This window comes from Klebsiella sp. CN_Kp106 (assembly GCF_040064575.1).
GTDB lineage: Bacteria > Pseudomonadota > Gammaproteobacteria > Enterobacterales > Enterobacteriaceae > Klebsiella > Klebsiella michiganensis.
Genome location: NZ_JBEAIG010000070.1, coordinates 140,936 through 153,739, shown reverse-complemented (window position 1 = coordinate 153,739; position 12,804 = coordinate 140,936). Strand labels below are relative to the sequence as shown.

Below are 12,804 nucleotides of genomic sequence, written 5' to 3'. Positions count from 1 at the left end.
TAACGCGCCGACAGGACAATGCCTGTCGGCGTATTTCATGCGTGGGTTTCCAGCCAGTCGTCAAGGGTATAGAGAGTTGCGCCCGCGGCGGCCATCTCCATAAACGCCAGATTGCTATCCTGCGGCTGAATATTCACCCCGCGGCAGCCGTCGGTAATCACGTTGACGGTGTAGCCCAGATTGAGGGCGTCAAGCACGGTAAACTTGACGCAGTAGTCGGTGGCGAGCCCCAGCACCGTTAGCTCGCTAATGCCGCGCTCGCGCAGCCATGCATCGAGCTGCGTTTTCTGCCGGTGGCCGTTGTCGAAAAAGGCGCTGTAGCTGTCAATGGCCGGATTTTCCCCTTTGTGGAACACGGCGGCAATATCCTGCTGTTTGAGCAGCGGATGCAGCGCCGCGCCTTCGCTATTCTGCACGCAGTGATCCGGCCAGAACGTCTGCGCCAGGCCATCAAGCTCACCCTGGGCATAGGGTTCGACCTGATGCTGACTGGCAAAGCTGCCGTGGTTCGCCGGGTGCCAGTCCTGGCTGGCAACTACCGTTTCTCCCCGCGCCAGGCTCCAGTCTATAAGCTGGTTGGCGACGTCCACCGTGCTGTCGCCCTGCGGGACGGCTAGCGCGCCGCCGGCGCAGAAATCATTTTGTAAATCGACCAGTAGCAGCGCGCGCTGGGTCATGTGCTTCTCCTTACTCATCGGGTGTCAGTTCGCCGCGCAGATTCTCCTGCATGGCGTGACGGATAGCCGCCACGTCCAGATCCTGGCTCAGCAAATAGTGTAGCTTGGTCAGCGTGGCCTCGACGGTCATATCAAATCCGCTAATCACGCCAGCCTGCGCCAGCGCGTTGCCGGTGGCGTAGCCGCCCATGTTGACCTTGCCGGACATACACTGGGTCAAATTAATCACCACGATACCGCGCTGGCTGGCTTCGGCCAGGACCTGAATAAACTCGCCGTTCTGCGGCGCGTTACCGACGCCATAGGAGCGCAGGATCAGCGCTTTGACCGGCTGGCGCAGGAAGTTGCGCACCACGTCGGCGGAAATGCCGGGATAAATCGTCACCACGCCAATCGGCTGCGGCGTGATAGGGTGCACCACCAGCTCGCCGCTGCCGTGCGGCGCGGGAGGCGTGCCGAGCCGGCGAATATGGATACCGGCTTCCAGCAGCGGCGCCAGGTTGGGCGAGGCGAAGGCGTTAAAGCCGTCGGCATGGGCCTTCGTCGTGCGGTTGCCGCGGTAGAGGCGATTATTGAAGAACAGCGACACTTCGTTAATCGGATAGTTGGCGGCGACGTACAGCGCGTTGAGCAGGTTAATCTGGCCATCAGAGCGCAGTTCGGCAAGCGGGATTTGTGACCCTGTCACAATGACCGGTTTTCCCAGATTCTCCAGCATGAAGGAGAGCGCAGAGGCGGTAAACGCCATGGTGTCCGTGCCGTGGAGGATCACGAAACCATCGTACTGGTCATAATGGTCGCGAATATCGTCGGCGATATGCTGCCAGTCTTCCGGCGTCATATCGGAAGAGTCCATTAACGGGGCGTATTCATGAATGGTGAAGTCCGGCATCTCCGGGCGGTGAAACTCGGGCATCAACGCCAGCTGGCGCTGTAAATGGCCGGAAACGGGGATATAGCCGTGTTCAGAACGCTGCATACCAATGGTGCCGCCGGTATAGGCAACGTAAATAGATTTCTTCTGCATAGCATCGCTTAGGTTAAACGTAGACAGGCGCAGTATAGAGGGGCGGAAGAAAAAATAAAGTAAATGCCGCCCCACGGGATGGGGCGGCAGAGGATTAACGAATATTGGCGCAGGTTAAGCAGAACGCGTAGCGGTTCTGCGGATCGTTGAATGCCGCCAGCTTATCGCTCTCGGTTTTCACCGCATTGGCCGCCGCGGCGACCGGTGCGGGCAGATACGCCTGGACCGCTGCCGGCAGCGCCGCGCGAACGGAACCCGTCAGGCTATCCACCACCATCGAAAAGAAGGTCGGTTCTTCCTGATAGTAGTTGATATGCCACTGTTTCAGCTTCGCCAGCTCGGCGGCTTTTGCCACAGCGTCGTCAAAGTCGCCAAGGCTATCGACCAGGCCGTTCGCTTTTGCATCTTCACCGGTCCAGACGTGGCCCTGAGCGATTTGGTCAATTTTCTCCGGCGTGCTCTTACGCGCGTTCGCCACCAGGGTGATAAAACGCTTGTAGCCGTTTTCGATGCTGAGCTGCATCAGCTGTTGTACTTCCGGAGGCAGCGCTTTGGTGGTTGAGACATCAGCCAGCGGCGAGGTGGCCACGCCGTCGGTATGGACGCCAATTGAGCCGAGGGTATCTTCGACGGTATTGATCACCCCAAAGATACCGATAGAGCCGGTAAGGGTGCTGGGGTTGGCGACGATATAATCCGCCGGGGTGGAGATCCAGTAGCCGCCGGATGCTGCCATGCCGCCCATTGAGACCACCACTGGTTTACCGGCCGCTTTTGCCGCCGCCAGCTCTTCGCGAATCATCTCGGAGGCGCTGACGCTGCCGCCCGGGCTGTTAACCCGCAGCACGATCGCTTTCACTTTCGGATCGAGGCGCGCGTCGCGGATCTGCGCGGCGGTGGTGTCGCCGCCGACGTTACCCGGCGTTTCTTCGCCATCCATAATCGCGCCGTTAGCAAAGATAACCGCTATTGCGGAACCCTGGTCGGCAGGCGTTTTCAGCGTGTAATCGTAGTAGCTGATTGCGCTGTAGTTGTTGTCCTCCTTACTCCAGCCAAACTGTTTAGTCAGCGCTTTTTCCACCTCGGTAGAGGTGCCCAGCGCATCAACCAGCTTGTTATCCAGCGCGTATTTTGCCGTGTCGCCATCGACTTTACGCAGGCCGTCAATCACGCCCTGAGCGCCGGGGAACAGCTGCTGAGCGGTGATCTGGCGGTTGGCGGCAATGGTATTGAGATAGTTTTGCCACAGCTCGCCAATCCAGCGGCTGTCCGCCTCGCGCGCCGCCGGGGACATATCATCGCGGATAAACGGCTCTACCGCTGACTTATAGGTGCCGACGCGGAAAACGTGGGTCGACACTTTGAGCTTGTCGAGCAGCGATTTGTAGTACAGGCCGTTGGTCGCGAAGCCGTGCAGGTCCACTTCGCCCTGCGGCGAGAGCCAGATCTTATTGGCGAAGCTGGCCAGATAGTACTGACCCTGGCTGTAGCTGCTGCCGATGGCATATACCGGCTTGCCGCTATCGCGGAATTCGCGCAGCGCTTTACCGATATACTGCATTGACGGCTGATCGCCGCCGGCAAAGTCCTTCAGATCCAGCACGATACCGGTGATATTGCGGTCGTCTTTCGCCTGGCGAATTGTCTGCACAATGTCGAACAGCGAGTTTTCCTGCAGGCGATCGGAACTGGCGCCAAACAGCTGGCGGCCAATCACGCCAAGCTTGCTGCTGGCCGAGGGTTTATCGACCACCACGCCGGTGATATCCAGCAGCAGCGCGCCGCGGGTAGCGTGCTCTGTCGTTGTACTGCTGAACTGGGCCCAGATGCCGACGCAGGCCAGCACCAGCACCAGGAAAACCACGTTCAGTGCGAGCTGGCGAATGAAATTGAGCACGCGCCATGTCCATTTAAAAAATCCGGCGAGCAGTCGCCAAAGAGTTCGCATGTATTCTCCCTAACCATAATCAAAAATGGGCGAGCCGCAGGGGCTGCCGCGTCTGGCTATCCTAATGAGAGTGCCGTCGGTTGTCAGCAGGAATCACCCGTTGGGCTGTAACAAAATCCTTGCGCATGTTAATTTTATGAAAAATCACATCACAGGAGTTATACAGATGGATGCTCTCGAACTACTGGTTAATCGCCGCAGCGCTTCACGTCTGACCGACCCGGCTCCGGCGGGCGAACAGCTGGAAAACATCCTTCGCGCTGGCCTGCGCGCGCCGGACCACGGGACGCTGCAGCCGTGGCGCTTCTTCATTATTGCCGATGAAGGGCGCGAGCGCTTCAGCCAGCTGCTGGAAAAAGGCGCGGTGGCGGCAGGGGGAGATGAAAAAGCGATTGAAAAAGCGCGCAGCGCGCCGTTTCGCGCGCCGCTGATCATTGCGGTGGTGGCGCACTGTGAAGATCATCCGAAGGTGCCAAAGTGGGAGCAAGAGATGTCGGCGGGCTGTGCGGTGATGGCCATGCAGATGGCGGCCGTGGCGCAGGGGTTTAACGGCATCTGGCGCAGCGGCGCGTTAACCGAAAGCCCGGTTGTACGCGAAGGGTTTGCCTGCCGCGAGCAGGATAAGATCGTGGGCTTTCTCTATCTGGGGACCCCGCAGCTCAAAGCGTCAACCACCATCGCTTTGCCGGATACCGCGCCGTTCGTGACGCGCTTCTGAGTCCGTTCTCGTTATGCCGGGCGGGCCCGGCTCACCGCCTCCTCGGGGGAAGTAGCCCGGCTAAGCGCAGCGCGAGCCGGGTGGAAGCAGTGTCAGTGTATCAGACTTGACACCTTTCCCGGAGGCGGTGCTGGCGCACCAGTCCGGACTACCAAACCGCGGACGGCTGGGAACCCGTAGCCGAGGCAGAGCGTTTCAGACGCCGCCTCCGGGCATTCAACGGCGACGATGTTACTTCTGTCGTTTCGCGAATTCGTCTTTCGCTTTCTGAAGCTGCTGCTGGAAGGCCGGATTGGTATGCAGCGTGGCGACGACCGCCGAACCGACGATACGCGCCGCGTCTACGTCGCTCTGCCAGTGATAGCCGCAGATCACCCGGCTCTCGCCGAGCTCAAAGCCGCGCTTAAGGATTTCATTTTGCCGCTGGGGATTAATCTCAGCCAGCACCAGCGCGGTGGCCCAGCCGATAGAGGTGTGGCCGGAGGGGTAGGAGCCGTTTTTCGACAGCGTATCCTGTTCCTTGGTGTTACAGGTGGCGACGCCATAAAACGCAAATGGGCGAATGCGCATGTACTTCTCCTTCGCTCCTCGCGTCGCCAGGTCGCCGGCATCTTCAATCATGTTGGTGAGCAGCTTGTGCAGCTCCGGCGCATCTTTGGCGGTAATGGGCGAGCCGAAGGCGCCGGAGAAGGCGTTGGCGACGCCGCCGCCGCTCAGGTTGGCGTCTTCAACCGCCAGCTTACCGCGCTCGGTGCCGCGCAGCAGACGGCCTTTCTCATACATCGCCTGATCGTTTAAAAACGCGATACTGCCCACTTCCGGCGGCGGCGGCAGCAGCGTCAGGCTGTCGATGGCCTGGGCGTTGGTCAGGTAGTAGAGATCGGGTTTTGTGGTGACGTCGTTACCGGCGGGAACCAGGGCGAAAGCGTTAAGGGAGAAGAGACTGGCCAGGCAAACGGCGAGAACACGCTTTTTCATGAAAACTTCCTTACGTTGTTATATGTCCAGAGAAAACAGAATTTATGCTTGTCATATTTCTGTCATTTTTTAGTAAAGGGTAAAATCACGTTGAAAAAGCGGGGCCGCATCGCAAAATCGGTTTTTTGTCTGCTTAATGAGCAACCATACGCGATTTCGGACTGTCGCACTTACCACTCCGCCATTTGGGCGCTACCATATCGGGATTGCAATGACAGGAGATGTCCATGAGCGAGCAAGCCATTCGTTTAACGCAATACAGCCACGGAGCCGGTTGCGGGTGTAAAATTTCCCCTAAGGTGCTGGAAACTATCCTGCAAAGCGACCAGGCCAAATTTATCGACCCGAATCTGCTGGTGGGCAACGAAACCAGCGATGATGCCGCGGTCTACGATCTCGGTAACGGCACGTCGATCGTCAGCACTACCGATTTTTTTATGCCGATCGTCGACAACCCGTTCGACTTTGGGCGCATTGCGGCGACCAACGCCATCAGCGATATTTTCGCCATGGGCGGTAAGCCGATTATGGCGATCGCTATTCTCGGCTGGCCCATCAATACCCTGGCGCCGGAAATTGCTCGTCAGGTGGTTGAGGGCGGGCGCTTTGCCTGCCAGCAGGCGGGGATCGCGCTTGCCGGCGGCCACTCCATTGACGCTCCGGAACCCATCTTCGGGCTTGCCGTGACCGGCGTCGTCCCGACCGAGCGGGTGAAGAAAAACAGCACCGCGCAGGCCGGCTGCAAGCTGTATCTCACTAAACCGCTGGGTATTGGCGTGCTGACCACCGCGGAGAAAAAGTCGCTGCTGAAGCCTGAGCACCAGGGGCTGGCGACGGAAACCATGTGCCAGATGAACCTCGTCGGCTCGGCGTTCGCCAACATTGACGGCGTGAAAGCGATGACCGACGTCACCGGCTTCGGGCTTCTGGGCCACCTGAGCGAAGTGTGCCGCGGCGCGGGCGTACAGGCGCAGCTTACCTATGCGGATATCCCGAAATTGCCCGGCGTCGAAGCCTACATCGCGGCGGGCGCGGTGCCGGGCGGTACCGGGCGTAACTTTGCCAGCTACGGCCATTTGATGGGCGACATGCCGCCAGCGTGGCGCGATCTGCTGTGCGATCCGCAAACCTCCGGCGGTCTGCTGCTGGCGGTAACGCCGGAAGCCGAGGCTGAGGTGCAGGCAGCCGCCGCTGAGTTTGGTATCACGCTTACCGCTATCGGCGAGCTGGTGACCGCCCGCGGCGGACGCCCTATGATCGAGATCCGTTGATTTCATGCGGCTGTTTATTGCAGAAAAACCGAGTCTCGGCCGCGCCATCGCCGATGTGCTGCCAAAACCGCATCGCAAAGGCGACGGCTACATTGAGTGCGGTAACGGGCAGGTGGTCACGTGGTGCATCGGCCACCTGCTGGAGCAGGCCCAGCCCGACGTCTACGATGCGCGCTATGCGCGCTGGAACCTGCTCGACTTGCCTATCGTGCCGGAAAAGTGGCAGCTCCAGCCTAAACCGTCGGTGACCAAACAGCTTAACGTGATTAAGCGTCTGCTCGGCGATGCGCAGGAAGTCATTCATGCGGGTGACCCGGACAGAGAGGGGCAACTGCTGGTGGATGAGGTACTTGACTACCTGCAGCTGGCGCCGGAAAAGCGTCAGCAGGTGCAGCGCTGTCTGATTAACGATCTTAACCCGCAGGCGGTGGAGCGGGCGATTAACCGCCTGCGCGCCAACAGCGAATTTGTTCCGCTGTGCGTCTCCGCGCTGGCCCGCGCCCGCGCCGACTGGCTATACGGGATCAATATGACCCGCGCATACACCATCCTTGGCCGTAACGCGGGTTACCAGGGGGTACTCTCGGTCGGGCGCGTGCAAACGCCGGTGCTTGGCCTGGTGGTACGCCGCGATGAAGAGATTGAAAACTTCGTCGCTAAAGACTTCTTCGACGTCAAGGCGCATATCGTTACCCCCAAGGATGAGCGTTTTGTCGCCACCTGGGTGCCCAGCGAGGCCTGCGAACCGTACCAGGATGAAGAGGGGCGACTGCTGCATCGCTCGCTTGCCGAGCACGTCGTCAAGCGCATTGAGGGGCAGCCGGCGACGGTCACCGCTTATAACGATAAGCGGGACTCTGAGCCAGCGCCGCTGCCGTTCTCCCTCTCGGCGCTGCAGATTGAAGCCGCGAAGCGCTTCGGCTTTAGCGCGCAGAACGTGCTGGATATCTGCCAGAAGCTGTACGAAACCCATAAGCTGATTACCTATCCGCGTTCGGATAGCCGCTACCTGCCGGAGGAGCATTTTGCCGGGCGCCATGCGGTGCTGAACGCGATCGGCGTGCACGCGGCGGATCTGCTGCCGCAGCCGGTGGTGGATCCGGAGATCCGTAACCGCTGCTGGGACGATAAAAAGGTCGATGCCCACCACGCGATTATTCCGACCGCCCGCAGTTCGCAGGTAAAACTCAGCGACAACGAAGAAAAGGTTTACGGCCTGATTGCCCGCCAGTATCTGATGCAGTTCTGCCCGGATGCGGTGTTCCGCAAATGCCAGATCGATCTCGATATCGCCAACGGCAAGTTCGTTGCCAAAGCGCGTTTTCTGGCGGAAGCGGGCTGGCGAACCCTGCTGGGCAATAAAGAGCGCGATGAAGAGAATGACGGCATGCCGCTGCCGGTGGTGGCAAAGGATGACGAGCTGCTATGCGAAAAAGGCGAAGTGGTGGAGCGTCAGACCCAGCCGCCGCGTCATTTTACCGATGCGACGCTGCTATCGGCGATGACCGGTATTGCCCGCTTTGTGCAGGATAAAGACCTGAAGAAGATCCTGCGCGCAACGGACGGCCTCGGTACGGAGGCAACCCGCGCCGGGATTATCGAACTGTTGTTCAAACGCGGCTTCTTAACCAAGAAAGGGCGCTATATCCACTCCACCGACGCCGGGAAGGCTCTGTTCCACTCTTTGCCTGAAATGGCGACGCGCCCGGATATGACCGCCCACTGGGAATCTATTCTGACGCAAATCAGCGAGAAACAGTGCCGCTATCAGGACTTTATGCAGCCGCTGGTCGGTACCCTGTTCCAGCTTATCGACCAGGCCAGGAGCACGCCGGTACGCCGCTTCCGCGGAATTGTGGCCCCGGGCGATGGCAAGAAGAGCTTTAGCAAGGGGAAAGGCAGAGCCAAAGTGAAAGATAAAAAAAGCGCCGCCGGCCCTGCGGCGGAAAGCCCGCAATAAAAAACCCCGGGAAACCGGGGTTTTTCAATTATGCTCCGAACCCATATACAGGGGTTCAGTCAGCGAGTGGACTTAAATAACACCCTGCGCCAGCATTGCGTCGGCGACCTTCACGAAACCGGCGATATTCGCGCCGCGTACGTAGTTGGTCTGCTTCGCTTCACCGCCGTATTCAACGCAGGCGTGGTGGATATCCAGCATGATATGGTGCAGACGGGCATCCACTTTCTCCGCTTTCCAGCCCATACGCGCGGCGTTCTGCGCCATTTCCAGTCCTGAAGTAGCGACGCCGCCGGCGTTGGCCGCTTTACCCGGCGCGAACAGCACGCCCGCTTCGAGGAACAGATCGGTCGCCGCGATAGTGGTTGGCATGTTGGCGCCTTCCGCGACGGCCTTCACGCCGTTGGCAATCAGCTGGCGGGCAGCGTCGACGTCCAGCTCGTTCTGCGTGGCGCACGGCAGAGCGATATCCACCGGCACGGACCACGGCTGCTTACCTTCAAGGTAGGTCAGGCCGAACTCGCGCGCGTAATCCGCCACGCGGCCGTGGCTGCGCTCTTTAATGTCGATCAGGCGCGCCAGTTTTTCTTTGGTAAAGCCAGACTCGTCAACCACGGTACCGTTGGAGTCGGAAGCCGTAATCACCCGCGCGCCGAGCTCCATGGCTTTCTCAATCGCGTACTGCGCCACGTTGCCCGACCCGGACACCGCGACGCGAGCCCCTTCAAAGCCCAAACCGTGGCGCTTAAGCATCGCTTCGGTGAAGTAAATCAGTCCGTAACCGGTGGCTTCCGGACGAATCAGGCTGCCGCCGAAGGAGAGGCCTTTACCGGTGAAGACGCAGGCGCTGTTGTTGGAGAGCTTACGCATCATTCCGGCCATAAAGCCCACTTCACGACCGCCCACGCCGATATCACCGGCCGGCACGTCGGTATCCGGACCGAGGTGGCGATACAGCTCAGTCATCAGCGACTGGCAGAAACGCATCACTTCGCCATCGCTTTTTCCTTTAGGATCGAAGTCGCTGCCGCCTTTACCGCCGCCCATAGGCAGGGTGGTGAGGGCGTTTTTGAAGGTTTGTTCAAAGCCGAGGAATTTCAGAATCGACAGGTTTACAGAGGGATGGAAACGCATACCGCCCTTATACGGGCCGATGGCGGAGTTGAACTGCACGCGCCAGGCGCGGTTAACCTGAACCTGATTGCGGTCATCAACCCAAACGACGCGGAACTGGATAGCACGCTCCGGTTCAACCAGACGTTCCAGCAAATTCATCTGACGATAGCGCGGATTTTCCTCAAGGAATGGCCACAGGGTGGTCATCACCTCGCGGACCGCCTGAGCAAATTCAGTTTGATTTGGATCGCGCTGTTGAACGCGGGCGAGAAAACCTTCCAGAGTGCACGTCTGATCCATAGATATAAGTTCCCCTTATGGTTGTGGTTGCGTCTATTTATTATGATTCGGCCCTTGAAAAAGCCGATTTTCCGACTATACCATCGGAAATCGTTAGTTAAGCAAGGAAAAATTGTTCAGAAAGCAAAATTTATAATCAGGCGGTGGTCATAATCAAAAACGATGACAACCACCCGATAAAATTAGCGGGAATGGAGAGCGGCGCGCTGGGCGATAAAGGCTTCGAGCAGGGGAATATCGGCTGGCGCAAGAGGGAAGGTTAACGCCTCCTGCGGTGAACACCAGCGCAGCTGGCTGTGGTAGCGGGCGATGGGTTCGCCGTTAAAATGCGGAACCCACCAGGCGTGAAGATGTATCAGGCGGGCGGACACTTCGCGCTGGTGGCTGGCGATGTAGCATTCCGGCCGGGCGTCGATCGCCAGCTCCTCCTGGAGCTCGCGCGCCAGCGCCTGGGCCTGGGTTTCGCCGGGTTCTACTTTACCGCCGGCCAGCTCCCACATTCCCGGCTGATCCGCGTGGGGCGGCCGCTGCGCCAGCAGAATTTGCCCGTTGCGTTCGATAATGGCGGCAACAACATCAAGGGTTTTTAGCATGTGAATCATCGTTCTGTACGGGATAATGGCCTATTATCACCGTCCTTGTCCCCGTCAAACAACCCTGAATTCGCTGGAGAGACTTTGTGCTTGACCGTCATTTGCATCCCCGCCTGAAACCTGTCCTCAACGCCGCCGTCGCCCTGCTGGATCGTCCGGCTATCTCTCCCGATGGCCTGACGCTCTTTGGCTTTGCGATTGGCGTGCTGGCGCTGCCGTTTTTAGCCCTGGGCTGGTATCCGGCGGCGCTGGCGGCGATCGTGCTCAACCGACTGCTGGATGGCCTGGACGGCGCGCTGGCCCGGCGACGCGGATTAACCGATGCGGGCGGTTTTCTCGATATTTCGCTCGATTTCCTGTTTTATGCCCTGGTGCCGTTTGGCTTTATTCTTGCCGATCCGGCGCACAACGCGCTAGCGGGCGGCTGGCTGCTGTTCGCGTTTATCGGCACCGGCAGCAGCTTTCTCGCCTTTGCCGCGCTGGCGGCTAAGCATCAAATCGATAATCCGGGCTACGCCCACAAATCGTTTTATTATCTCGGCGGGCTGACGGAAGGGACGGAAACTATCGCGCTGTTTGTGCTGAGCTGCCTGTTCCCGGCGTGGTTTGCGTGGCTGGCGTGGATGTTTGGCGCACTGTGCTGGCTGACGACCTTTACGCGGGTGTGGAGCGGATACCTTACCCTGAAGCAGGTAAGAGATTGATGGGCGGGTTTTTCCCGGCTCGGGCTGCGCTTAGCCGGGCTACGGGGCCGCAGTCGTCAGCGGTCCGGTGCGCCAGCGCCGTCTTCGGGAATGCGCCGGGAAGGATGCTTCCCGGCGGTGCATATGGCCAACAGGCGAATTACATACTGCTTTCCGGGCCGCGTTCCCCGCGCGAGACCGGGTTTTTCGGGTTGCTGCTCCACTCGTACCAGCCGCCGTCGTAGACCGAGACGTTGTTCCAGCCCATCGCCCGGGCGTACATAAAGGTTTCTGAGGCGCGCCAGCCAGTACCGCAGTAAAAAGAGACCTGCTGGTTCGGCAGAATATTCCATGATTTCCACATCGCGGCGATATCATCTGCGCTACGCATGGTGCCGTCCGGATTATGGAAATCCTCCATATGGGTGGAGTCGCTTCCGGCATGGCCCCAGCGGGCCCCGGCAATCTCCCCCATCGGCTTGATATAGCTGTAGCCGCTGGTGGTGCCGATAAACTCCGGCCAGGAACGAATGCTCACCAGCGAGGCGTCCTGACGGTGCAGCAGGGCGCGAGCCTGCTCGGTATTGAGCATCAGCTGCGGCTGACCCGGGATCGGCGCGCCGAACTCCGGCTCGGGCTTCTGCTTCGGCGGCGTTCCGCGCTCGACCGGCAGCCCGGCGTCGGACCAGGTTTTCCAGCCGCCGTCGAGCAGGCGCACATCCTTCACCCCGGCGTAGAGCATGATCTGCGCCACGCGGGCGGCGGCATACACGTCGCGACCGTACAAAATCACCGTGGTGTCATGGCGAATACCGTGTTTTGCCAGCATCGCTTTAAGCTGCGCGTCGGAGACTTTGTTCCATAGCGGCTCGCTCTCCACCTCGTTGGTATCGATATACCCGGCGCCCGGAATATGGCTCAGCAGATAAAACTTCGGCGCGCCCCAGGCGGCCTCGAACACCTTCCAGTGCCCGGCAGGCGCGGCGGTGACCGGTTTACCCTGCTGGAGGTCGTGCAGCCACTGCGGATACACCAGCTGTTCAAAATGCGGCAGCTTCTGCAGGCGGTCCGCCTGGCTCAGGGCGTCGCCGAGCGAGCTGAGGTGAGTGAAACCAGCCGCCTTAAGGCGCGCCGCGACTTTCGCGTTGTCGTCGGCGTTGCCGTACAGCGCAATCGGCGTAGAGGCCTGCAGATTGTGCAGCTTAGCCCAGGCGCTCAGCTGTTCATCGTTCAGCGAGCCAAGCCAGCTGGCGGCGAGGTTGAGCGCCTGCGGTTCATGGCCCTGAGGGCCGTCGGCGCCTTGCGGCCAACCGTTATAGAAAGCGCTAAGGCGCGTGTCAATAGCGACGCCGTTGTGCTGTTGCAGCGTGGAAAGCGTTAGCGTTGGCATGGTGTCAGCGGCGGAGGTGGAAGCAGCAGCAAGCCCCATCAGCAGGGCGAGTGCGGTCAATTGAGAAACACGTTTCATCGAAATGCCCGGCAGTAGAAAATTGAGCGGCAATTCTCCGCGAACAACGCGGAGAATTCTTTGCG

General features: G+C 59.6%; 11 protein-coding genes. 4 read left to right on the top strand and 7 right to left on the bottom strand.

Annotation, left to right across the window (positions count from 1 at the left end; translation table 11 throughout):
- Positions 1-35: 35 nt before the first annotated feature.
- From pncA to sppA, 3 genes are all read right to left on the bottom strand, one after another.
- Positions 36-677, bottom strand: a complete 642-nt coding sequence (pncA, locus tag ABLU96_RS25390) for a bifunctional nicotinamidase/pyrazinamidase (protein ID WP_064407215.1) — start codon at positions 675-677, stop codon at positions 36-38.
- Between the two features lie 10 nt (positions 678-687).
- Positions 688-1,704: an asparaginase gene (ansA, locus tag ABLU96_RS25385; protein WP_004850037.1), complete on the bottom strand. Its 1,017-nt coding sequence runs from the start codon at positions 1,702-1,704 to the stop codon at positions 688-690.
- 94 nt (positions 1,705-1,798) lie between these two features.
- On the bottom strand, positions 1,799-3,652 hold the full coding sequence (sppA, locus tag ABLU96_RS25380) for a signal peptide peptidase SppA (RefSeq protein ID WP_014228962.1): 1,854 nt from the start codon (positions 3,650-3,652) through the stop codon (positions 1,799-1,801).
- Positions 3,653-3,818: 166 nt separating this feature from the next.
- On the opposite strand from sppA, the gene ABLU96_RS25375 reads away from it, so the two are divergent.
- Positions 3,819-4,370: an NAD(P)H nitroreductase gene (locus tag ABLU96_RS25375; RefSeq protein ID WP_038424334.1), complete on the top strand. Its 552-nt coding sequence runs from the start codon at positions 3,819-3,821 to the stop codon at positions 4,368-4,370.
- A 231-nt stretch (positions 4,371-4,601) separates the two neighbouring features.
- Here the strand turns inward: ABLU96_RS25375 and phoC are convergent, their stop codons facing one another.
- Positions 4,602-5,348: an acid phosphatase PhoC gene (gene phoC / locus ABLU96_RS25370; RefSeq protein WP_032749502.1), complete on the bottom strand. Its 747-nt coding sequence runs from the start codon at positions 5,346-5,348 to the stop codon at positions 4,602-4,604.
- A gap of 227 nt (positions 5,349-5,575) precedes the next feature.
- Between phoC and selD the strand changes: the two genes are divergently transcribed.
- Complete coding sequence (gene selD, locus ABLU96_RS25365) at positions 5,576-6,619, top strand: selenide, water dikinase SelD (protein WP_014228965.1); 1,044 nt, start codon at positions 5,576-5,578, stop codon at positions 6,617-6,619.
- A gap of 4 nt (positions 6,620-6,623) precedes the next feature.
- Positions 6,624-8,579, top strand: a complete 1,956-nt coding sequence (locus ABLU96_RS25360) for a DNA topoisomerase III (protein WP_048261807.1) — start codon at positions 6,624-6,626, stop codon at positions 8,577-8,579.
- 72 nt (positions 8,580-8,651) lie between these two features.
- Here ABLU96_RS25360 and gdhA read toward each other — a convergent pair whose 3' ends face one another.
- Positions 8,652-9,995: an NADP-specific glutamate dehydrogenase gene (gdhA, locus tag ABLU96_RS25355; protein WP_014838187.1), complete on the bottom strand. Its 1,344-nt coding sequence runs from the start codon at positions 9,993-9,995 to the stop codon at positions 8,652-8,654.
- Positions 9,996-10,177: 182 nt separating this feature from the next.
- Positions 10,178-10,588, bottom strand: coding sequence for a pyrimidine (deoxy)nucleoside triphosphate diphosphatase (locus ABLU96_RS25350; RefSeq protein WP_009653472.1), 411 nt, complete (start codon positions 10,586-10,588; stop codon positions 10,178-10,180).
- An 86-nt stretch (positions 10,589-10,674) separates the two neighbouring features.
- On the opposite strand from ABLU96_RS25350, the gene ABLU96_RS25345 reads away from it, so the two are divergent.
- The gene (locus ABLU96_RS25345) at positions 10,675-11,292 is read left to right on the top strand and encodes a CDP-alcohol phosphatidyltransferase family protein (protein WP_046878586.1); all 618 of its coding nucleotides are present in this window, start codon (positions 10,675-10,677) and stop codon (positions 11,290-11,292) included.
- Positions 11,293-11,431: 139 nt separating this feature from the next.
- On the opposite strand, the gene ABLU96_RS25340 is transcribed toward ABLU96_RS25345, so the two are convergent.
- Complete coding sequence (locus ABLU96_RS25340) at positions 11,432-12,739, bottom strand: rhodanese-like domain-containing protein (RefSeq protein ID WP_064377145.1); 1,308 nt, start codon at positions 12,737-12,739, stop codon at positions 11,432-11,434.
- Positions 12,740-12,804: the final 65 nt, after the last annotated feature.